Source organism: Nocardioides sp. Z43_10 (assembly GCF_059766615.1).
Map to the genome: position 1 here is coordinate 146,707 of NZ_JCBAJY010000001.1, position 20,129 is coordinate 166,835.

The following is a 20,129-nucleotide window of genomic DNA, read 5'->3' on the forward strand; positions in this document are numbered from 1 at the left end:
GCCACCGCCGCTCGAGATCGTTGGGTGGTGCCCGCCGGCACCGCGTCGATCGGGCCGCTCGAACAGGCACCCGCATACCCGGCCCCTACCCCGCTAAACCTCAGGATGTCAATTCCCACAGGCTGCGGAACAGGCCGCTGGCGACGACCAGCGCGGCCAGTGCGAAGGACCCGCACAGCGCCTCGGCGACCTCCGCACGGCGCGACCACCACACCGAGCGCCATCCCCTGCCGACCGCGACCGCGACCACCGCGGCGAGCAGCGCGAGGGCGACCACCGCCGCGGCGACGGCCACCGCCCGACCCGGCGCCAGCCCGTCCAGCAACAGCGCGGCGAGGGCGACCCAGGCCACGAGCCCGGCGCTGCGCAGCAGCATCCGGGCCGCGCGGTGGCGATAGCTGCGCGCCGCGAGCAGCAGCGCACCGCCCACCAGCAGCACCAGCGCGCGGCCGCCCGGCCGGTCCAGGTCGAGCCGCGCGGTCCGCAGCACCAACGGGGCCGCCAGGGCCACCGTGACCAGCACCGCGGCCGCCCCCGCCGTGACCAGGCGCGCACCCCGTTCCACCACCGCCTCCATGGCCGCCGGCTGCACCACCATCCGGCCGCGGCGACCGGCGGGGCGCTCGCGCGCCGACCAAGCGGTGATGGCCAGCCGGTCCAGGTCGAGCAGCAGGTGGTCGGGCACGTCGACGGCCAGGCTCGGCACCCAGCGGGCCGCGAGCATGGCGAGGACCAACAGCAGCGACCAGACCACCTGGGGGTCCGCCCCCAGCACCACGCAGGTCCCGGTGAGCACGAACGTGCTCGCCCCCGCGACCACCCAGACCAGCAGCGCCTCGTCGCGGCGACCACTGAGCGTGCGCGCCACGGCGGCGGTGACGGCTGCGGCGAGGGCCGCGACCCCGACGGTCATCGGCAGCCGCGCCATCCCCGGCTCGTAGGCCACCACGTACGCCGCCGCGGCCGCGAACGCGGGTGCGGCGAGTCCCCGCGCCACGGCGTACCGGCCGAACGGCAGGACGCCGAGCCCGGCAGCGGTGAGGAGGAGCGCGACCGTGAGCGTGCGGTCACCCTCGGACGGCGCCACGGACGCGAACCACCCGGCGATCAGCGCACAGGCGCCGGCGACGCTGACCCACAGCGCACCGGCCGGACCGCCACCCTCGACCCGGTGCGCCTGACCGGACCCAAGCGGGCCGGCGCTTCCCCGGTGGATGCCGGTGGCGGCGACGAGGAGGTCGCCGGACTCGACGCCCACCGAGCCCAGGACCGCGTCCGGTGCGAGCACCCGCCCCAGCCGGTCGTGCAGCAGCGGGACCGACCCCAGCCCGGTCTGCGCGGCGTACTCGCGGGCCACGTCCGTCGCCACCACCCCGCTGGGCACCACCAGGTCCAGCACACCCACCGGTCCGTGAACGCTGACGGCGATCGTGTCGGCGGAGGCTGCCGACGGGGCGCTCTCAGGTATCGGCGCGGCCGTCATCCACTTCCCCCTCAACCGGTCTCAGCCCAGGCACGGGCACAGTAGTCGCTCGGCCCGCTCGCGCCTATCATCGAGCCCGCCGGGCGGTCGAGTGGTCGGCGCAGGCACGCGAGGGGGACGCTTGAGCACCACACTGCGGGGCGGGCAGCGGCTGGACGAGCCCGAGATCCCGACCGGCCAGGTCGTCTTGCAGCCTCCGCCGCAGATCCAGGAGCACGAGGGTGCCAGCGGCGTGATGATGAACGCCATCCCGATGCTGGGCAGCCTGGGCTCCATCGTGCTGGTGGCGAGCATGGGCGCCTCGGGTGAGAACCGTGGCCGCAGCCTGATCGCCGCGGGCATGTTCCTGTTCGCCACCCTCGGCTTCGTCATCGTCCAGATCGACCGCCAGCGCAAGCAGCGGACCCAGCAGGTCACCGGGTCGCGCACGGAGTACCTGCGCTACCTCAGCGGCGTGCGCAAGGTGGCCCGCGACGCCGCGGACCAGCAGCGCCGCGCCCTCACCTGGCACCACCCGGAGCCCTCCGCGCTCCCCGCCCTGGCCGAGGACCGCTCCCGGCTGTGGGAGCACGGTCCCGGCGATCCCGACTTCCTGCACGTGCGCTACGGACTGTGCTCCCAGCGGCTCTCCTTGGACCTGGTCCCACCGGAGAGCGCGCCCGTCGACCAGGTCGACCCGGTGGCCGCCTCCGCACTGCACCGGCTGCTGGTCGTGCACCGCCTGCAGCCGCGTCTGCCGGCCTCGATCGATCTGCGCGCCTTCGACCGGGTGGAGCTGTGCGGCGACGAGGAGGAGGCCCGGGCCCTGGCCCGAGCGGTGATCTGCTCGGCCACGGCCTTCCACAGCCCCGACCAGCTGGTCGTCGCGGTGCTCTCCTCCGAGGAGCACCTCGCCCACTGGGACTGGGTCAAGTGGCTGCCGCACGCCCAGAGCGCCCAGCGCAGCGACGCGGTCGGGCCGATGCGGATGGTGAGCACGTCCCTGGACGATCTCGGCGCGCTGCTGCCGCCCGACCTCGGCGACCGCCCCCGCTTCGGCGCCGACGAGCGGCCGGCCACGCCGCACATCCTGCTGGTGATCGACGGCGGGCACCTGCCGCCCGGCAACCACGTGGTGCCGCCGTACGGCCTGCACGGCGTCACCCTGCTCGACATGCCCGCCCGCTGGGGCGAGCTCGAGGACCCGACGCGGCTGCGCCTCGAGCTCGGTAGCCCCGCCACCGAGGACGGCAAGCACCCGGTCACCGCCCTGCGTGCGCGCGAGCAGCCGATCCGGGCGCTCGCCGACCAGTGCGACCTCGCCACGGCCGAGGCGTTCGCCCGCCGACTGGCGCCGCTGCACACGGTCAGCGCGGGCGGCGACTCCTCCGGCGACATCACCGGACCCAGCGACTTCATGGAGATGCTGGGACTCGGCGACGTGCACTCCTTCGACACCGGCGCGGCCTGGCGTCAGCGGCCCGCGCGCGACCGGCTCCGGGTGCCGATCGGGGTCGGGGAGAGCGGCCTCATCCACCTGGACATCAAGGAGTCCGCCCAGCAGGGCATGGGTCCGCACGGCCTGGTCATCGGCGCCACCGGCTCGGGCAAGTCGGAGTTCCTGCGCACGCTGGTCCTCGGCCTGGCGATGACGCACTCCCCCGAGCAGCTCAACATGGTGCTGGTCGACTTCAAGGGCGGCGCGACGTTCGCCGGGATGTCGCAGATGCCGCACGTCTCCGCGGTGATCACCAACCTCGCCCAGGAGCTGACGCTCGTCGACCGCATGCAGGACGCCCTGTCGGGTGAGATGGTGCGCCGCCAGGAGCTACTGCGCGAGGCCGGCAACTTCGCCTCGATCCGCGACTACGAGAAGGCCCGCCTCAACGGCGAGAACCTGGCGCCGATGCCGTCGCTGTTCATCGTCGTCGACGAGTTCTCCGAGATGCTCTCCGCCAAGCCCGAGTTCATCGACCTCTTCGTCGCGATCGGCCGGCTCGGCCGCTCGCTCGGCCTGCACCTGCTGCTCGCCTCGCAGCGACTCGAGGAGGGACGCCTGCGCGGGCTGGAGTCGCACCTGTCCTACCGGGTCGGCCTGCGCACGTTCTCGGCCGGCGAGTCGCGCAGCGTGCTGGGGGTGCCGGACGCCTACGAGCTGCCACCGGTGCCGGGCCTGGGCTACCTCAAGCCCGACCAGTCCACGCTGCTGCGGTTCAAGGCCGCCTACGTCTCCGGTCCGCCCTCGGGACGGGCCCGCGTGCACCGCGACGAGGGCGGCAAGGTCCGCGGCATCCTGCCCTTCACGATCTCGGAGGTGCTCTCCCTCGAGCCGCTCACCGCCCCGGCGGACGCGGCGGCCCCCGTGCTCGCGCCGGACGAGCAGCGCTCGCTGCTCGACGTGGCCGTCGACCGGATGACCGGCCACGGCCCCGCCGCGCACCAGGTGTGGCTGCCGCCGCTCGACGTGCCCGACACGCTGGACCGTCTGATGCCCGACCTGGTCGAGGACCCCCGGCTCGGCCTGGTCTCACCCGAGTGGCGCGCGCTGGGCGGGCTCGTCGTACCGCTCGGCACCGTGGACCGCCCCCGCGAGCAGCGCCGCGACACGATGACGATGAACCTCAGCGGCGCCGCGGGACACGTCGCGGTGGTGGGCGGGCCGCGCACCGGCAAGAGCACGCTGCTGCGCACCATCGTCACCAGCATGTCGCTGACCACCACGCCGGCCGAGTCGCAGTTCTTCGTGCTCGACTTCGGCGGCGGCACCTTCGCCCCGCTGGCCCGGCTCCCCCACGTCGCCGGTGTCGGCACCCGCTCCGAGCCCGACGTCGTACGCCGGATCGTGGCCGAGGTGCAGGGAGTGGTCGACCGCCGCGAGGAGTACTTCCGCACCCAGGGCATCGACTCCATCGAGACCTACCGCTCGCGCCGCGCCGCCGGGCGTGCCGATGACGGCTGGGGCGACGTGTTCCTGGTCGTCGACGGCTGGAGCACCCTGCGCGCCGACTTCGACGACCTCGAGCTCGAGCTGCAGCAGCTGTCCACCCGCGGACTGACCTTCGGCCTGCACCTGGTCGTCGCGGCCACCCGCTGGGCGGACTTCCGGGCGGCGATGCGCGACGTGTTCGGTACCCGGCTGGAGCTGCGCCTGGGCGACCCGCTGGACTCCGAGATCGATCGCAAGGTGGCCGCGCTGGTGCCCGAGGGCCGACCTGGGCGCGGGCTGGTCCCCGGCAAGCTGCACTTCCTGGCGGCGCTGCCGCGCGTCGACGGGCACCCCGACCCGGCCAGCGTGGGCGACGGCGTGGACGACCTGGTCAGCCGCAGCGTCGCGGCCTGGCGCGGACCCGCCGGGCCCAAGCTGCGGCTGCTGCCCGAGCGCGTCGACCTCGAGCCGGTCCGCGAGCAGCTCGTCCGCTCCGGCGGCGGGCGCGAGTGCCACCTGGTCCTGGGCATCAACGAGAAGGAGCTGGCGCCGGTCGCGCTGGACCCCGACGCCGAGCCGCACCTGCTGCTCTTCGGCGACGGCCAGTCCGGCAAGAGCGCCCTGCTGCGGGGCTACGTGCGCGAGGTGATGCGCACGCGCACGCCCAAGCAGGCGCAGATCGTGGTCGTCGACTATCGCCGCTCGCTACTGGGCGAGGTCCCCGACGAGTACCTGCTCAACTACCTGACCAGCGCCAACCAGGCCGCCCCCGTGCTGCGTGACCTGGCCAGCTACCTGGAGAACCGCATCCCGGGCCCCGACGTCACCCCCGAGCAGCTGCGCAACCGCTCGTGGTGGACCGGGGCGGAGGTCTTCATCGTCGTCGACGACTACGACCTCGTCGCGACCCAGCAGAGCTCGCCGGTGCAGGCGCTGCAGCCGCTGCTCGCGCAGGCCCGCGACGTCGGCCTCCACCTCGTGGTCGCCCGCCGCTCCGGTGGCGCGTCGCGCGCGCTCTACGAGCCGGTCATCCAGTCGCTGCGCGACCTCTCCGTGCCCGGGCTGGTGCTCTCGGGCAGCCCGGACGAGGGCTACCTGATCGGCAACGTCAAGCCGCGTCCCGCCCCGGCCGGCCGGGGGCGGCTGGTCACCCGCGACCGCGGCACCGAGGTCGTCCAGGTGGCCTGGACCGACCCGGCGCTGTAGCCGCCGGCGTACGGCGTAGGGCGTAGGGCGTAGGGCGGCGGCGTAAGGGGCACGGCGGCGTGGGAGCTGGCCCGGGGGCCCCGCGCCGTACTGACCACACGAAACCCCCGCTTCCCACACGTTGGAACACGTGGGAAGTGCGGGTTTCACGAGGTAACTCGTGAAAGCCACCTCCCCACAGACCCCACCCGCCACCCAAGCCTCAGTGCGTCGGGTTCTGCTTGATCTTCAGGTGAGCCAGGTCCTCGGTGGACCACGACATCTCATAGGTACGGCGGTAGCCGGTGTGCGCGATCCGCCAGCCCTCGGGCGTGCGGACGTAGCGGTCCTCGTAGAAGGCCGCGCCCTCGAGCACGAACTTGTAGGCCGGGATGATCACCTTGTCCTGCAGGTACCAGGTACCGGTCGCGGTGTCCCCCTCGACGGTGATCTCCGGGTGGTGCACCTGGTGCAGGGTGATCCGGTCGGCCGGCATGTTCTTGCGCATGTAGGCCACCAGCGAGTCGCGGTCGTCGAAGACCAGGCCGGCGTAGTCCCCGGTCGCCTCGGGCACGAACGTCTCCGCATACTCCTCCCACTGCTTGGTGTCAAGGAAGCGGAGGTAGCGGTACTTGAGCTGGCGAATGGCCTCGAGGTCGTCCATCCCGGCAACCTAGGTGGGCGCTGCTCGGGCTAGCACCTCGCCGTCCCGCTGTCCGGTAGTTGCGGTGCAGTCCACCTCACAGGCCAGGTCATCAACCTGTAACGCGCCGTCAATCCCCCGGCGACGTTCACCCCCGACTCTCGTGTCATCGGATCCGGACCACCGACCCGGATCACCCGCTCACGAAAGAGGAGCCCCCATGGACGACAAGACCCCCGTCGACCTCGACCTCGACCGCATCCGTCGCCAGCAGCTGGTCCAGCGCAGCCGCCACTCGCAGGCCCTGACCACGCTGATGGACCACCGCCGCGACCTGCGCGGCGTGCACGCGCTGGCCGATCTCGTGGACGACTTCGTCCGCTGGACGGCCTGAGCGCCGCCCCAGCCCTGCTGGGGGCGGCGTCGTTATAGTCGCGCACGTGATCTTCAAGCGCGTGGGCCACGAACGCCCCTATCCCGAGCATGGCCTCAGCTCGCGAGGCTGGGCGGAGGTGCCGCCGCGCCAGGTCCGGCTCGACCAGCTGGTGACCACGAAGGACACCCTGCAGCTCGCCGCCCTGCTGGACGAGGACTCGACGTTCTTCGGCGACCTCTTCCCCCATGTCGTGGCCTGGCGCGGTGAGCTCTACCTCGAGGACGGGCTGCACCGCGCCCTGCGCGCCGCCCTGCAGCAGCGCAACGTCCTGCACGCTCGCGTCTACCTGCTGGAGGGCTGATGACGCCTCGTGCGCGCACCGGAGCGACGCTGGCGACGCTGGCCGCGATCCTCGTCGTCATGGTGGTGTGGGGTTGGTCGGCGCTGACCGCCCCCCTGCCCGGCAAGCTCGGCGACAGCGTGCTCCCCGTGGAGTGCGAGCCGCGGGAGGGCAAGGCCGGCGACCGGGTCACCACCGGAGACATCACCGTCAGCGTGTACAACGCGGGCGGACGGGAGGGGCAGGCCGCGGCCACCATGGACCTGCTCGTCGGCCGCGGCTTCGCCGAGGGCAAGCGGGGCAACGGCCCCCGCGACATGCGCGTGCAGCGGGCGCAGATCCTGACCGACACCCCCGACAGCCCTGTCGTGCGCCTGGTCGCCCGGCACCTCGGCAAGGTCAAGATCGTGAAGGGCGAGCCGCTCTCCGACGCCATCACCGTCCTGGTCGGCCCCGACTTCAAGGGCCTGGGCAAGGGCCCCAAGTCGATCGTTCTCAAGCGCGACACGTCCTTCTGCGGGCCCACGGTCTCCTGAGCTGCCCTCGCCTCAGGCGGGACGCCCCTCGCCGCCGTCGAGCCAGTGCGCGAGCCGGCCGTGCATCGAGACCTTGCGCAGCCGGTGCTCGGTCGCCTCGCGCAGCTTGCGCGGCGTGACCACCACCAGGTCGTCACCTCGACGCAGGACCGTACGGCGGTCGGGGACGAGCGTCTCCGCGTCCCGGATCACCAGCGAGACCGAGGCCCCCGGGGGCAGGCGCAGCTCGCCCACCTCCACCCCGTGCAGGCGCGAGTGCGGGCTGATCGTCACCTGGAGCAGGTCCGCGGCAACCCGCTCCAGGGGAGCGGCCTCCACGTCGAGCTCACGCGGCTCCGCGCGTCGGGCGACCCCGAGCACCCGCGCCGCGAACGGCAGCGTGGGGCCGGTGAGCAGCGTGTAGAACACCACCATCACGAAGACGATGTCGAAGAGCCGGCCGGCGCCGTCCACGCCGGCAGCCAGCGGGATCGTGGTCAGCACGATCGGAACGGCTCCGCGCAGCCCCGCCCAGGAGACGAACCCGAGCTCACGCAGCGGCATCGGCTCCACCAGCGAGCTGACCGCCACCGACAGCGGGCGCGCGACGAAGGTCAGGATCAGCCCCGCGGCGAGGGCCAGGAACACCGTCTGCAGGGTGATCCGGCCCGGGGAGAGCAGCAGGCCGAGCATCACGAACAGCCCGATCTGGGCGAGCCAGGCGATGCCCTCGGCGAAGGAGCGCGTCGCGCCGCGGTGCGGCAGGTCGCTGTTGCCCAGGATCAGCGCCGCCACGTAGACCGCCGCGAACCCGGAGCCGTGCACCGCGGCGGCCGCGCCGTACCCGGCGAAGGCCAGGCAGAGGATCGCCACCGGGTAGAGCCCGGTCGAGGGCAGCGCCGCGCGCCGCATCACCCAGGCTCCCCCGAACCCGAACAGCAGTCCCGAGGCGACGCCGATGAGCAGCTCGAAGGCGACGACGCCGACGACGACGAGCGGGCCCTGGTCGGCCGCCGCCCCGCTGGAGATCAGCGTCACCAACACCACGGTGGGCGCGTCGTTGAGTCCCGACTCCGCCTCCAGCGCCCCGGTCAGCCGCCGGGGCAGCGGGACCACCCGCAGCACCGAGAAGACCGCGGCCGCGTCGGTGGGCGAGCAGACCGCGCCGAGCAGGATGGCCAACTCCCACGGCAGCCCGAGCAGGAAGTGGGCCCCGACCGCGACCACCGCGACCGAGATCGCCACCCCGATCGTGGCCAGCGACAGGCCCAGCCGCATCGCCGGGCGCACCTCGCGCCAGCTCGTGGTCAGGCCGCCCTCGGCCAGGATCACCGCCAGCGCCCCGAAGCCCAGGGCGTGCGCCATCGAGGCGTCCTCGAAGTCGATGCCGATCCCGGACTCGCCGAGCGCCACGCCGATCAACAGGTAGATCAGCAGGCTGGGCAGTCCGGCGCGGGTCGAGGCCCGGACGGCGAGCACGGCCAGCAGCGTGACCAGCGATCCGACCAGCACGAAGGAGTCGAGCTGGTGGACGTCGAAGGTCAAGGTCGCCTCTCAGGCAGGGCCGACGGTGCTCGGACGGATCGCGGTCAGGTCAGTCTAGGTGCATGACCTCCCGCCAAAACTGGAACTTGTTCTAGTTGACGGCTACGCTGCGGCGATGACTCGCGAGCAGCCCACGCCCTCCGAGGCGCGGGGAACGACGCTGCCGGCGGTCCTGCCCGCCTCGGCCCTGGACCCCGCGGACGGCCCCGCGGACGGCCCCGCCCGGCGTGCCTACGACGTCGTGGTGGTGGGCTTCGGGATCGCCGGCGGCTGCGCGGCGCTGGAGGCGGCCCGGGCCGGCGCCCGGGTGCTGCTGCTGGAGCGGGCCGCAGTCCACGGCGGCACCTCCAGCATGTCCGGCGGCCACTTCTACCTCGGCGGCGGCACCGCGGTGCAGCAGGCGACCGGGCACCCCGACTCCCCCGAGGAGATGTACCGCTACCTGCTGGCCACCTCCCTGGACCCGGAGCCGGAGAAGATCCGCGCCTACTGCGAGGGCTCCGTGGAGCACTTCGACTGGCTCGAGGGGCTCGGCTTCGAGTTCGAGCGCTCCTACTACCCGGAGAAGAACGTGATCCAGCCCGGCACCGAGGGGCTGATGTTCACCGGGAACGAGAAGGTGTGGCCGTTCTCCGAGCAGGCCGTCCCGGCGCCGCGCGGACACAAGGTCCCGGTGCCCGGTGACACCGGCGGCACCCAGCTGGTGATGGACCTGCTGCGCGCGCAGATCGAGGCGGCCGGCGTCGAGGTCCGCTACGAGACCGGTGCCACCAACCTGGTCGCCGACGAGCGCGGTCGGGTGCTGGGCCTGGGCTGGCGCCGCTTCCAGGAGTGCGGCACGGTGCGCGCCGGTGCCGTGGTGCTGGCCAACGGCGGGTTCGTGATGAACGCCGACATGGTCGCCGAGCACACCCCGGCGCTCGGCGGGAAGCTGTTCACCCTCGGCTCCACCTATGACGACGGGCTGGGGATCCGGATGGGCGCCTCGGTCGGCGCCGAGCTGCGGCACATGGACCAGCCGTTCATCACCGCCCCGTTCTACCCGCCCTCCAGCCTGGTCACCGGGCTGATCGTGAACCGGCTCGGGCAGCGCTTCGTGGCCGAGGACTCCTACCACGCCCGCACCAGCGGGTTCGTGCTCGCGCAGCCCGGCGCCGCGGCGTACCTGATCGTCGACAGCGAGCACGTCGAGCACCCCGCGATGCCCCTGGTGCCGTTCCTCGACGGCTTCGAGACCCTCGCGGAGATGGAGGAGGCGCTGGACATGCCCCCGGGCGCCCTCGAGGCGAGCCTGGCGCGCTACAACGCGCACGCCGCGCGCGGCGAGGACCCCGACTTCCACAAGGCGCCCGAGTGGCTGGCGCCGCAGGAGGCCGGGCCGTGGGGGGTCTTCGACCTGACGCTGGGCAACGCCCTCTACGCCGGCTTCACCCTCGGCGGCCTGCGGACCTCCGTGGACGGCGAGGTGCAGCGCGCGGACGGCTCGGTAGTCCATGGGCTGTACGCCGCGGGGGCGTGCGCCTCCAACCTCGCCCAGGACGGCAGGGGATACTGCTCGGGGACCCAGCTCGGCGAGGGCTCCTTCTTCGGTCGCCGGGCGGGTCGCCATGCCGCGCTGACCCCGCGCTGACCCCCCGGGCTCGGGGCGGCGCCGACCCGAGGAGAGCACATGCCCGACCGGTACGCCGTGGCGTCACGGGCTGCCGTGCCGCCGTTCCACGTGATGGACGTGCTGGCCGCCGCCGCCGAGCGCCAACGCACCCACGGCGACCTGCTGAACCTGACCGCCGGACAGCCCAGCTCGGGGGCACCCGCCCCGGTCCGGGCCGAGGCGATCCGGCTGCTCGGCTCCGAGGACCCCCTGGGCTACACCGTGGCCACCGGCATCGTCGAGCTGCGCGAGGCCATCGCCGCCCACCACCGGCGCATGCACGGCATCGTGGTCGAGCCCGAGGACGTGGTGGTGACGACCGGCTCCAGCGGCGGCTTCCTGCTGGCCTTCCTCGCCGCGTTCGATGCCGGCGACAAGGTGGTGATGGCGCGCCCGGGCTACCCCTGCTACCGCAACGTGCTCACCGCCCTGGGCTGCGAGGTCGTCGAGATCCCGTGCGGCCCGGAGACCCGTTTCCAGCCGACCGTGGCCCAGCTCGACGCGCTGCTCGCCGAGGACCCCGACATCCGCGGCCTGGTGGTCGCCAGCCCGGCCAACCCCACCGGCACCATGCTGATGCCCAGCGAGCTGGCCGCGCTGGCGACGTGGTGCGAGGAGCACCGGGTCCAGCTGATCTCCGACGAGATCTACCACGGGATCGAGTACGCGCCGCTCGACGGCTACGACCCGCTCGCCCGCTCCGCCTGGGAGACCTCGCGCGAGGCGATCGTGTTCTCCTCGTTCTCCAAGTACTTCTCGATGACCGGCTGGCGGATCGGCTGGATGCTGGTGCCCCGCCGGCTGCGCCGCGCGGTCGACGTCCTCACCGGCAACTTCACCATCTGTCCCCCGGTGATCGCCCAGCGCGCCTGCGTGGCCGCCTTCACCGACGAGTCCTACGCCGAGCTCGACGCGCACGTGGTGCGCTACGCCGCCAACCGGCGGCTGCTGATCGACGGGCTGGCCTCGCTGGGGATCGACCGGCTGGCCCCGGCCGACGGGGCGTTCTACGTCTACGCCGACGTGGGCCACCTCACCGACGACAGCCTCGAGCTGAGCCGGCGGCTGCTCGCCCGGACCGGCGTCGCCGTCGCCCCGGGGGTCGACTTCGACACGGCCGTGGGCAACCGGTTCCTGCGCTTCAGCTTCGCCGGACCCAGCGCCGATCTGACCGCCGCACTCGAGCGGATCGGCGGCGCCCTGCCCCACCTGGTCGACTGACCGCGGGGTTTCAAGGGGTGGACTCTCGGGAATGCCGGGTCATGAACACGCGAAAGGGTGATTGATGTACGGCGACACGGCCGCACTGCGCCGACGCGCCGCCCAGCTGCGCGAGCAGGGCGACGACATCCGCGCCCTGGCCGACCAACTGGTCTCGCGGGCCGACGCGGTCGCGTGGACCGGACGTGCCGCCTCGATGATGCGGGACCGGGTGCGCGAGCGGTCCGTCCAGCTACGCGACACCGCGCGCTCCCACGAGACCGCCGCGGAGTCGCTCCAGGCGCACCGCGACGAGGTCGACCGACTCAAGGAGACGATCGCCGGCATCGAGCGCCGAGCCGCGAGGCTCACCGCCGATGCGCGGGCCCGGCTCACGAAGCTCGACGCGCACGACGACCCCGCCGGCGTACGCCGCGAGCCGACGCCCGAGGACCGGATCCTGCTGGCCTTCGAGCCCCCGCCGTCCGGTCATCGCGACTGGCTCGACATCACGCTGCCCGGACTCTGAGGACCTGAGATGCCCACCATCGACCTGACCGAGCCGGTGCCGGCCCCCTCCGGCCTGCTCGACCAGCTGCCGCGGAGGGTGGCCCTGACCCTGCCCGAGCTGCGGCTGGTGGCCGCCCGGGCCGGGGACGCGCCGTTGCCCTTCGAGCCCGCGTCGGCCTCCGAGAACCCGCTCGACGACCGGCTGGGCCGCAGCCCCGGCTCCCCCGAGGAGGCCGCCTACCGGGCTGCGCTGTCCGCGCTGCACCCCGCCGAGGAGACCCTGCGCCGCCGAGGGCTGCTCACCGACGACGGGATGGACGCCGGGCTGACCGGAGCCGTCGGGCTGCTCGCCACACCGCGGCTGGCCCTGGATCTCGACCTCGCCGTCGGGTCCGCCCAGGTCAAGGCCTGGCACCGCCACAGCCGCGACGCCGTGGCGACGCTGGCGACCGCCGACGGCGTGGTCTTCGAGCTGGCCTGGTTCGGCATCGACCGGTGGGCCGGCGAGCTCGCCCGGGTGGCCGCCCTGCCCGCCGACCTCGCCCTGCGGACCTCCGCGGTGCCCGCGTGCGTCGACCTCCCCTACGAGCTCGCCGACGCGGCCGGCGAGGCGATCCGCTCGGGTCGGCGCGACGTACTCAGCGTGCTGACCGAGAATGCCGGCCCCGCCCTGGACCAGGCCGGCTCGCCGCTGCCGAGCGGGGACGTCGACGCGCTGCTCGCGGCGCTCGCGCAGGAGGCGCAGGGGCGGCTGCGGGCGCTGGTCGCCGACGTGACGACCACCGAGCGCACCGTGGTCGGTGTCGTCTCCTGGCTGCTGCTCGCCGACGGCTGGCATGCCCTGCGCCCGCACGTCGCCGAGGACGGCCCACGCCTCGAGGTGAGCCGGGTGGAGCCGGCCGACCTGGCTGCCCTCCTGGCGCCGGTTCTGGCGGAGGTGTCCGGATGAGCGGCGGACCGGTCGGCGACGCCTTCGACACCCCCCTCGACACCGTCGACGCGCCCGAGCAGGTGCTGAGCGACAAGTACGACGAGATGCTGCGCCTCGCCGGCCTGTTCGACGACGCCGGCGCCCGGCTGCGCGAGCGAGCCCAGCTCGGCGCCGAGGTGCTCACCGACGAGGACGTGGTCGCCTCCGCGCCGCTGTCCCCGCCCACGTTCGCCCGGGTCGAGGAGGACGTCCGGGAGGCCACCACCGGTCCGCACGGGTTGGTCGCCCGCGCGGCCGAGCTCGACGCCGACGCGATGGTCGTGCGGGCCACCGTGCTGACCTACCGCTGGATCGACGACCTCCAGCAGGCCGCCTACCGCACGCTCGGCTCGATCGCCGGCCGGGCGGTGGGCTACCTGGCACCGGAGGTCGCCCTCGGCGGCGCCATCGTGTCCGCGGGGCTGATCGAGACCGACGCGCTCGACCGCGACGGCGTCGCGTCGTACCTCGAGGAGCTCGCCGGCAACAACCCCGACCTGCTCGACCACATGTCCGGCGGCGGCGGTCTGCTCGAGAGCCTGCAGATGCGCTCGCTGCTCGCCACGCCGGCGCTCGCCGGCGACGACGGTGCGCTGGCCGCCCGGGGCGGGCTGCGGGCGCTGGGCGTCGAACCGCTCACCACCGAGGGGAGCGCCGCGCTGCGCGACGCCGCCGGCGGGTTCGCGGCGACCCAGCCGGTGTCCGAGGTGGACCTGCACGAGGGCGGTGCCCCGCGCGGCTTCGAGGAGGTGATGCGGGTACTGGCCGCCGAGTCCGGCCAGATGCGCATCCAGCGGGTCGACGACGCCCGCCTGATCGCCTGGATCCCCGGCTCGGCCACCGCGGGCGGACCGCGGCTGCGACTGGTCGGCGGCGACCCGTCCGGCTATGCCACCGAGGTGATCCGTTCCCTGGAGGCGGCGGTCGGCGGGGGCACCGACACCCGGGTGATGCTGGTCGGCTTCGGCCAGGGCGGGGTCACCGCCGCCGAGGTGGCGGCTCGGGCAGGCTCCGAGCGGTTCGTGGTGGACCAGGTGGTGACGGCCGGCTCCCCGCCCTCGCAGGTCCCCCGGATCCCGCCGACCACCCACGTGCTCTCCTTCGAGGACAGGAGGGACCCGATCGCGCTGCTCGGCTCGCTGCTGAACATCAACGTCGCCAACCGGCTCACGGTCGTCTTCGACGGCGGGGAGGCCGACGCGGACGGGCCCTACGTCGCCGGCGGGCGGGCGGCCGACGCCTCCGGGCACCCCGTGCTGATCGAGGAGGCGCAGCGGCTGCGTGAGCTGGGGTACCTGGCTCCCTGAGCCGGCCTCAGAGGATGTCGTGGACGAACTCGCCGAGCTGGGTGAGGTTGCGGCACTCGACCATCGGCACCACCTCGCCGTAGGCGCTCGCGGCGGAGTCGCCGGTGTCCCAGTGTCGGCGGTGCTCGGGGTTGAGCCACCAGGAGTGACGGGCCCGGTCGGCGAGCTCCTCGAGCGCCGAGACCGCGAGGTCGCTGTTGTTGGACCGGGCGTCACCGAGGATCAGCAGCGAGGTGCGCGGACCGATCGCGTCGAGGTGCCGCTCGCCGAACTTGGTGAGCGCCCGGCCGTAGTTCGTCCGCCCCCACAGCGCCGCGTGCGCCGCGCTCGCGGCCAGCTCGGCCATCACCTCGGCGGCGTCGGCGCCGGGCCTGAAGTGGCCGGTGACCTCGTGGACGTCGTCGATGAAGGTGAAGGCGCGCACCTTCTGGAACTGCTCGCGCAGCGCGAAGACGAGCAGCAGCGTGAACTGCGCGAAGTTGGCCACCGAACCGCTGACGTCGCAGAGCACCACCAGCTCGGTGCGGTGCGGACGCTTCGGCTTGTGGTGGGTGGTCAGCGGCACCCCACCGGTGGAGATCGAGGCCCGGACGGTACGGCGGAAGTCGAGCGGGCCGCGCCGGTTCGCGTGGTGCTCCTGGGTCAGCCTGGTGGCGAGCCGGCGAGCCAGCGGGTGGATCTGGCGGCGCAGCTCCTCGAGGTCGGCGCGCCGCATCGCCATGAAGTCGAGCTGCTCGAGGGAGGGACGCACGGTGACGTCCGCGACGTGGCGGGCGCCCTTCTCCTCCGCGATGCGGCGCCGCGCGTCGTCCTCGACCTGGCGGGTGAAGGCGCCGATGCGCCGCCCGGCGAGGGCCCGCGCCTCGTCGTCGCCCAGGCCGGCGCCCTGCAGGGCCGCGACGACCCGGTCGACGAGCTCCTGGGGCGAGACCCGCTGCAGCGCGGTGTAGGCCGACCACGAGGAGAGTCCGGCCCCCCGCCCGGGCATCGCCCCGAACCGGCCGACGGTGTCACCGGCGAGCTGCAGCAGCTGCGCCTCGTCGCCCGCGCTGAGGGCCTCCGCGAGGCGCTCGCGCAGCTGGTGCAGCGCCGCGGCGGAGTCACGCAGGGCCGCCGGCCGACCCGCCTGCTCGAGCGCCCCCTCCTCCTGGGCGCGCTCCTGCTCCGCCTGCACCCCGTCGCCGACCATCCGGGGGAAGTAGACGTCGAAGAGGGCGTCGAAGGTCGGCCGCTGGGCCTGGCGCTTCACCAGCGTCGCGGCGTAGCCGGCCCGCAGGGTCTCCCGGTCGGTCCACTCCAGGCGGGTCAGCGCGGCGACCGCGTCGAGGTCCTCGGCCAGCGACACCGGCAGTCCGGCGGCGCGCAGCGCCTCCAGGAAGCCGAGGTGGGTGTCGAGGTAGGTCATCTCGTCCGGGCGGCAGCCAGGCGCAGCTCACGGATCGCCCGGTCCTGGTCGGAGGCGTGCTTGAGCACGACGCCCAGCGTGGCCCGCACCGTCTCGGCGTCGAGGTCGCCGATCTCCAGGGCGACGAGGGTGCGCGCCCAGTCGACGCTCTCGGCGATGGACGGCGCCTTCTTCAGCTCCAGCTCACGCAGCCGGGCGACGGTCTCGACGAGCTGGACGGCCAGCGCCTGCTCCAGCCCGGGCACGCGGGAGGTGACGATCTCGCGCTCGCGCTCGGCGTCGGGGTAGCCCAGGTGCAGGTAGAGGCACCGGCGCCGTACCGCCTCGGACAGCTCGCGGGTCGCGTTCGAGGTCAGCACCACGAACGGCCGCCGTACGGCGCTGATCGTGCCGAGCTCGGGGATCGTCACCTGGAAGTCGCTGAGTACCTCGAGCAGCAGGCCCTCCACCTCGACGTCCGCCTTGTCGATCTCGTCGATGAGCAGCACCGTCGGCTCGGCGCGTCGGATCGCGGTGAGCAGGGGGCGGGTGAGCAGGAACTCGTCGGTGAAGATGTCGTCGTGGGTCTCGTCCCACGACTCCCCGGCCCCGCTGGCCTGGATGCGCAGCAGCTGCTTCTTGTAGTTCCACTCGTAGAGGGCGCGGGCCTCGTCGAGACCCTCGTAGCACTGCAGCCGGACCAGCTCGGCTCCGCCCGCCTGCGCCACCGCCTTGGCCAGCTCGGTCTTGCCCACTCCGGCGGGGCCCTCGATGAGCAGCGGCTTCTCCAGCACGCCGGCGAGGTAGGTGGTCGTCACGGTGGCCGCATCCGCCAGGTACCCGGCCGAGGCCAGCTGGGTGGCGGTCTGCTCCTGCGAGGTGAACCACGTCATGCGGGCCATCCTGACGCACGACTGCCCGGCACCCTGGTCGGGGTGCCGGGCAGTCGAAGGCTGCTCGCCGTCAGAGGCTGCTCGCGGGTCAGACCCGTCGGGAGCCGCTGTTACGACCGGTGAGGGTCGAGGCGATCACAACGAGGACCGCGGAGACCACGATGGCGACGATCCAGCGCACCCAGTCGATGCCGCTGCTGCCGTCGCCACCGAAGGCGGCGTAGATGTAGTAGCCCAGCAGGATGCCGCCGATGCCGCACAGGATCGTCAGCCAGATCGGCGTGTTGTCCTTGTCACCCGGGGCAACCAGCTTGCCGAGCAGTCCGATGATGATGCCGCCAATGAGGAGGCCGATGATGTCCCACATATTTCGCGTCCTCTTCCGAAGCTTGTCCCTCATGGTCGAAGGATCTGTGACGGACCGGTACCCGATCTCCGCGCTTCGTAACTGGTCGTATGGCGTGACCAATGTTCCAGACAAAAGTATGGCGAGGAGAACCAGGCCGTTTGACACGGTGTAGGAGTCTTGGCCGGTATGCTGGTCGCCCAGCCACCTGACGCCACCTCTGCCTCGGTTCTCCTCGCAGTCACTATTTAAGCCCTGGGCGGCGGGGAGGGCAAAGGGCCGGAAGTCCCTACTTGGCATGGGCCCTTGGCCACCGTCCCCGGGTCCCGGCGCCGACGCACCGATCCCGCCCGGGAGGCTCCCCGGGCGGGATCGGCGGTAGGACTGAGAGCTGCCGCTGCGTAGCGGCTACGACTACGCCGTGGCGTACCCAGACCCAGCGACCGCCACAGGGGCCGCGTCCTTCTTCACCGAGACGAACAGCGCCGCGGCGAGCAGCATGAGGACCAGGCCGACGCCACCGGCCATGAACGAGACACCGAAGGCCAACACCGAGGTGAACAGGGCGCCACGCAGGAGCGAGCCGTTCATCGCGGTCGGGCGCACCGGGTCTTCCTTGTCCAGCTGGGCGTAGGTCTTGCCGGCCGTGGCCGCGAGCGCGTGGGTGTCGATCACGTCGGCCTGCGCCCACGCGGTGAGCGGGCCGTCCACCACGTCGCCGGCGTACTTGCCGGGGTTGTCCTCGGTGTACGGAGAGACCGTCATGTTCTGTGCCTGCAACTGCGAGGACACCATGACCCAGGCGATGCCGCCACCGGCGAGCATGACCGCTCCGACGAGTCCGATGATGCTGGCGAGGACCTTCATGGTCCGAGTGTTCGTAGCCATAACACTGTCCCTTTCCCAAGGACGTTGAGTGAAGACGTTTGAGTCCAAACCCAAGCTGGGGAGAGGTTTTCTCGCGTTCTTCCTGATACCTCAATCATCGGGCGGCGACTCCCCGGGACTCCACGGCGGAAGGGCCCTCGATCACAGATAGAGGTCCTCACCTGCACGGGACCAATCTCGTGCGCCGTACCGGGGCTGATGGCACGGCGAACCGCCGAGACCGCCCCCTGTGCAGTGACAGGCTCTTGCACCCAAGAACGACAGAACCCCGCCCCAACCCGGAGGTGGCGCCGGGGTCCTGCTGGGCTTCACGTCTCCTTCACGAGGGGGAGCGCAGGGTTAGTGAACTCTGCCGCGTCCTATCGGGCTCGTACTGTCGGCGAGTAGGTCGTCTAACTGGTCGACGGCGGCCCATCCGTTCACCGTGACCTCACCTGTGGTGGCGATTCGGATTTCAACCCGGTCCAGCATGTCCGTGAGGTTCGGTTCGAGGTAGCGGTAGCGGTCGGTGAGGAAGTGGAATCGCTGGTTCTGGGACCCGACCCAGGGGCGCTGTCGGTCCTTCTGGTCCGCGACGTACGGGCCGTCGATGAGGAGATCCACTTGCGCGAGTAGCGCCGCCGCCCCCGTATGACTCCCGGCTTCGAGGTCTTCCAGCAAGTGTCCCGTGAACGCCATCACGGAAAGTCCCTGACGCTGAACCCGGTCGGCGAAGCGAGCGAGTGGTTCAGCCTGTTCGAATGGTTCCCCGCCTAGGAGGGTGACGCCGTCGACGTCTGCTTCCGCCGCCTGTTCTGCGAGTGCTTCCGGAGTGATGGCCGTGCCGCCGCGCCGTGCCCACATGTGGGGGTTGAAGCACCCGTCACATCGGATACTGCAGCCTTGGACCCACACGGCGAAGCGACGTCCCGGTCCTTCCGCCATCGTGGATGGGATGACGCTGGCGACCCGGATTGAGCGGTCAGAAGTCAAGGATGCGCCCGGACAGGCCTGTAGGCGGGTTCTGTGAGCCGTTTCCGGGTCCGCCGAATGTGACCTTGTTGCGGAAGCGGATCAGTTGGTGTGGCTGCAGGTTGGCCTTGTTCGCCAGGTCGTCCAGGTTGTAGAAGCGGCCGTGAGTCCGTCGAGCCGAGATCACCTGTCCCGCAAGGGCGTCATCGATGCCGAGTGCGGCAGCGAGTTCCGACTGGCCTGCCTGGTTGATGTCCAGGCCGACTGCCGCGCTTGGGGAGAAGTGCGACGGCATCGCGACGCTCGGAATCTGGGGCGGCGCGGGGTAGGTCGCTGGCTCGGGCCGCTGGTAGCCCGGAGCTGGAGGTGGCGCGGCCTGGCCCGGAGCGAAGTAGTCGCTGTTGCTGACGCCCATAAATGGTGTCGGGTTCGAGGCAGGAGCGGTTGGGACCTGCGGTGGGGCGTACCACTGGCCCTTGTTTGCGAGGGTGGTCAGGTAGTCCTGGTTCTTGATGGCTGCATGGATGATCGGTCCGATGAATGCGACCAGGAACGGGATGACTGCGATGTCGCTGAGGACGTGCTTGGCGCTGTTCTCGTCTTCCCCCGCGACCGTGATGAGCGTGAACGCGAGCGCTCCTACGAGGGCGTAGACGGCTGTCGCGATCCAGTAGTGCCTCTTGCCGGTGCGGATAGCTGCGACGAGGAAGCCGATGAACCCGAAAAAGCCGCACCCGATGATGGAGCCGAAGATCCACCAGGAGTTCAGCCAGCGCCAGTTCTTGTTGGCAAGTTTCGCTTGGGGGCTGCCGGGTGGGATGGGGCTACCGCTGGCGTAGGTCACGGGTTACCTCGTGCTCGATGGTTGTACCGGTCTCGGTGTATTCGTGCGTGAAGTCGCTGTTGATGGTCTCGGCGTCGAGTAGGTCTTCGAGCACTTCGATGTAGTCGAGGCAGGCTTCACCCTTGATGCCTTGGGTCTCGGCGTGGATCGCTCCGTCGGGCGCAACGCGAACCACGATTCGCTGCTGGGTCAT

General features: G+C 72.2%; 19 protein-coding genes. 9 read left to right on the top strand and 10 right to left on the bottom strand.

Features of this window, described 5'->3' with window-relative positions:
* Nucleotides 1–100 precede the first annotated feature (100 nt).
* Nucleotides 101–1,483 carry a hypothetical protein gene (locus AC6EI4_RS00760; RefSeq protein WP_498423533.1) on the bottom strand — a complete coding sequence of 461 codons (1,383 nt, stop codon included), beginning with the start codon at nucleotides 1,481–1,483 and terminating at the stop codon, nucleotides 101–103.
* A 121-nt stretch (nucleotides 1,484–1,604) separates the two neighbouring features.
* Between AC6EI4_RS00760 and eccCa the strand changes: the two genes are divergently transcribed.
* A complete protein-coding gene (gene eccCa / locus AC6EI4_RS00765) occupies nucleotides 1,605–5,594 on the top strand; it encodes a type VII secretion protein EccCa (protein WP_498450270.1) in 3,990 nt (1,329 codons plus the stop codon).
* 202 nt (nucleotides 5,595–5,796) lie between these two features.
* Here eccCa and AC6EI4_RS00770 read toward each other — a convergent pair whose 3' ends face one another.
* Nucleotides 5,797–6,237, bottom strand: coding sequence for a nuclear transport factor 2 family protein (locus AC6EI4_RS00770; protein WP_498425420.1), 441 nt, complete (start codon nucleotides 6,235–6,237; stop codon nucleotides 5,797–5,799).
* A gap of 199 nt (nucleotides 6,238–6,436) precedes the next feature.
* Here AC6EI4_RS00770 and AC6EI4_RS00775 point away from each other — a divergent pair, with 199 nt between their 5' ends.
* The 3 genes from AC6EI4_RS00775 to AC6EI4_RS00785 are packed head-to-tail and all read left to right on the top strand — an operon-like array spanning nucleotide 6,437 to nucleotide 7,468.
* Entirely contained in the window at nucleotides 6,437–6,610 is a 174-nt protein-coding gene (locus AC6EI4_RS00775; protein ID WP_498425419.1) for a hypothetical protein, read from the top strand.
* A 46-nt stretch (nucleotides 6,611–6,656) separates the two neighbouring features.
* A complete protein-coding gene (locus AC6EI4_RS00780; protein WP_498425417.1) occupies nucleotides 6,657–6,953 on the top strand; it encodes a type II toxin-antitoxin system VapB family antitoxin in 297 nt (98 codons plus the stop codon).
* A complete protein-coding gene (locus tag AC6EI4_RS00785; RefSeq protein ID WP_498425416.1) occupies nucleotides 6,953–7,468 on the top strand; it encodes a LytR C-terminal domain-containing protein in 516 nt (171 codons plus the stop codon). Before AC6EI4_RS00780 ends, AC6EI4_RS00785 begins: the two co-directional genes overlap by 1 nt.
* A 12-nt stretch (nucleotides 7,469–7,480) precedes the next feature.
* On the opposite strand, the gene AC6EI4_RS00790 is transcribed toward AC6EI4_RS00785, so the two are convergent.
* On the bottom strand, nucleotides 7,481–8,992 hold the full coding sequence (locus AC6EI4_RS00790; RefSeq protein WP_498425415.1) for a potassium/proton antiporter: 1,512 nt from the start codon (nucleotides 8,990–8,992) through the stop codon (nucleotides 7,481–7,483).
* A gap of 115 nt (nucleotides 8,993–9,107) precedes the next feature.
* On the opposite strand from AC6EI4_RS00790, the gene AC6EI4_RS00795 reads away from it, so the two are divergent.
* From AC6EI4_RS00795 to AC6EI4_RS00815, 5 genes are all read left to right on the top strand, one after another.
* Nucleotides 9,108–10,622: an FAD-binding protein gene (locus AC6EI4_RS00795; RefSeq protein WP_498425414.1), complete on the top strand. Its 1,515-nt coding sequence runs from the start codon at nucleotides 9,108–9,110 to the stop codon at nucleotides 10,620–10,622.
* A 39-nt stretch (nucleotides 10,623–10,661) separates the two neighbouring features.
* Nucleotides 10,662–11,864, top strand: a complete 1,203-nt coding sequence (locus AC6EI4_RS00800; protein ID WP_498450271.1) for a pyridoxal phosphate-dependent aminotransferase — start codon at nucleotides 10,662–10,664, stop codon at nucleotides 11,862–11,864.
* A 64-nt stretch (nucleotides 11,865–11,928) separates the two neighbouring features.
* Complete coding sequence (locus AC6EI4_RS00805) at nucleotides 11,929–12,372, top strand: hypothetical protein (RefSeq protein ID WP_498450272.1); 444 nt, start codon at nucleotides 11,929–11,931, stop codon at nucleotides 12,370–12,372.
* 9 nt (nucleotides 12,373–12,381) lie between these two features.
* On the top strand, nucleotides 12,382–13,302 hold the full coding sequence (locus AC6EI4_RS00810; protein ID WP_498425411.1) for a hypothetical protein: 921 nt from the start codon (nucleotides 12,382–12,384) through the stop codon (nucleotides 13,300–13,302).
* Nucleotides 13,299–14,630, top strand: coding sequence for a hypothetical protein (locus AC6EI4_RS00815; RefSeq protein WP_498425410.1), 1,332 nt, complete (start codon nucleotides 13,299–13,301; stop codon nucleotides 14,628–14,630). Before AC6EI4_RS00810 ends, AC6EI4_RS00815 begins: the two co-directional genes overlap by 4 nt.
* A gap of 7 nt (nucleotides 14,631–14,637) precedes the next feature.
* On the opposite strand, the gene AC6EI4_RS00820 is transcribed toward AC6EI4_RS00815, so the two are convergent.
* The 7 genes from AC6EI4_RS00820 to AC6EI4_RS00850 all read right to left on the bottom strand — a co-directional run bounded on the left by AC6EI4_RS00820 (nucleotide 14,638) and on the right by AC6EI4_RS00850 (nucleotide 20,129).
* Nucleotides 14,638–16,035: a vWA domain-containing protein gene (locus tag AC6EI4_RS00820; protein WP_498450273.1), complete on the bottom strand. Its 1,398-nt coding sequence runs from the start codon at nucleotides 16,033–16,035 to the stop codon at nucleotides 14,638–14,640.
* Nucleotides 16,032–16,907 (bottom strand): AAA family ATPase, encoded by an 876-nt coding sequence (locus AC6EI4_RS00825; RefSeq protein WP_498425408.1) that lies wholly within the window; start codon nucleotides 16,905–16,907, stop codon nucleotides 16,032–16,034. The genes AC6EI4_RS00820 and AC6EI4_RS00825 overlap by 4 nt, the downstream gene beginning before the upstream one ends.
* Nucleotides 16,908–16,995: 88 nt before the next feature.
* On the bottom strand, nucleotides 16,996–17,274 hold the full coding sequence (locus AC6EI4_RS00830) for a GlsB/YeaQ/YmgE family stress response membrane protein (protein ID WP_498425407.1): 279 nt from the start codon (nucleotides 17,272–17,274) through the stop codon (nucleotides 16,996–16,998).
* Nucleotides 17,275–17,667: 393 nt separating this feature from the next.
* Nucleotides 17,668–18,120 carry an aromatic ring-opening dioxygenase LigA gene (locus AC6EI4_RS00835; RefSeq protein WP_498450274.1) on the bottom strand — a complete coding sequence of 151 codons (453 nt, stop codon included), beginning with the start codon at nucleotides 18,118–18,120 and terminating at the stop codon, nucleotides 17,668–17,670.
* A gap of 360 nt (nucleotides 18,121–18,480) precedes the next feature.
* Nucleotides 18,481–19,065: a 4Fe-4S single cluster domain-containing protein gene (locus AC6EI4_RS00840; protein WP_498450275.1), complete on the bottom strand. Its 585-nt coding sequence runs from the start codon at nucleotides 19,063–19,065 to the stop codon at nucleotides 18,481–18,483.
* 37 nt (nucleotides 19,066–19,102) lie between these two features.
* A complete protein-coding gene (locus AC6EI4_RS00845) occupies nucleotides 19,103–19,936 on the bottom strand; it encodes a ComEA family DNA-binding protein (protein ID WP_498450276.1) in 834 nt (277 codons plus the stop codon).
* The gene (locus AC6EI4_RS00850) at nucleotides 19,917–20,129 is read right to left on the bottom strand and encodes a DUF2997 domain-containing protein (RefSeq protein WP_498450277.1); all 213 of its coding nucleotides are present in this window, start codon (nucleotides 20,127–20,129) and stop codon (nucleotides 19,917–19,919) included. The genes AC6EI4_RS00845 and AC6EI4_RS00850 overlap by 20 nt, the downstream gene beginning before the upstream one ends.

Bases quoted from the DNA above. Each gene is read 5' to 3' on its own strand.
- AC6EI4_RS00760 (WP_498423533.1), bottom strand. From the start codon at position 1,483: ATGACGGCCGCGCCGATACCTGAGAGCGCCCCGTCGGCAGCCTCCGCC.
- AC6EI4_RS00770 (WP_498425420.1), bottom strand. From the start codon at position 6,237: ATGGACGACCTCGAGGCCATTCGCCAGCTCAAGTACCGCTACCTCCGC.
- AC6EI4_RS00775 (WP_498425419.1), top strand. From the start codon at position 6,437: ATGGACGACAAGACCCCCGTCGACCTCGACCTCGACCGCATCCGTCGC.
- AC6EI4_RS00785 (WP_498425416.1), top strand. From the start codon at position 6,953: ATGACGCCTCGTGCGCGCACCGGAGCGACGCTGGCGACGCTGGCCGCG.
- AC6EI4_RS00795 (WP_498425414.1), top strand. From the start codon at position 9,108: ATGACTCGCGAGCAGCCCACGCCCTCCGAGGCGCGGGGAACGACGCTG.
- AC6EI4_RS00800 (WP_498450271.1), top strand. From the start codon at position 10,662: ATGCCCGACCGGTACGCCGTGGCGTCACGGGCTGCCGTGCCGCCGTTC.
- AC6EI4_RS00805 (WP_498450272.1), top strand. From the start codon at position 11,929: ATGTACGGCGACACGGCCGCACTGCGCCGACGCGCCGCCCAGCTGCGC.
- AC6EI4_RS00810 (WP_498425411.1), top strand. From the start codon at position 12,382: ATGCCCACCATCGACCTGACCGAGCCGGTGCCGGCCCCCTCCGGCCTG.
- AC6EI4_RS00815 (WP_498425410.1), top strand. From the start codon at position 13,299: ATGAGCGGCGGACCGGTCGGCGACGCCTTCGACACCCCCCTCGACACC.
- AC6EI4_RS00820 (WP_498450273.1), bottom strand. From the start codon at position 16,035: ATGACCTACCTCGACACCCACCTCGGCTTCCTGGAGGCGCTGCGCGCC.
- AC6EI4_RS00825 (WP_498425408.1), bottom strand. From the start codon at position 16,907: ATGACGTGGTTCACCTCGCAGGAGCAGACCGCCACCCAGCTGGCCTCG.
- AC6EI4_RS00830 (WP_498425407.1), bottom strand. From the start codon at position 17,274: ATGTGGGACATCATCGGCCTCCTCATTGGCGGCATCATCATCGGACTG.
- AC6EI4_RS00835 (WP_498450274.1), bottom strand. From the start codon at position 18,120: ATGAAGGTCCTCGCCAGCATCATCGGACTCGTCGGAGCGGTCATGCTC.
- AC6EI4_RS00840 (WP_498450275.1), bottom strand. From the start codon at position 19,065: ATGGCGGAAGGACCGGGACGTCGCTTCGCCGTGTGGGTCCAAGGCTGC.
- AC6EI4_RS00850 (WP_498450277.1), bottom strand. From the start codon at position 20,129: ATGACCCAGCAGCGAATCGTGGTTCGCGTTGCGCCCGACGGAGCGATC.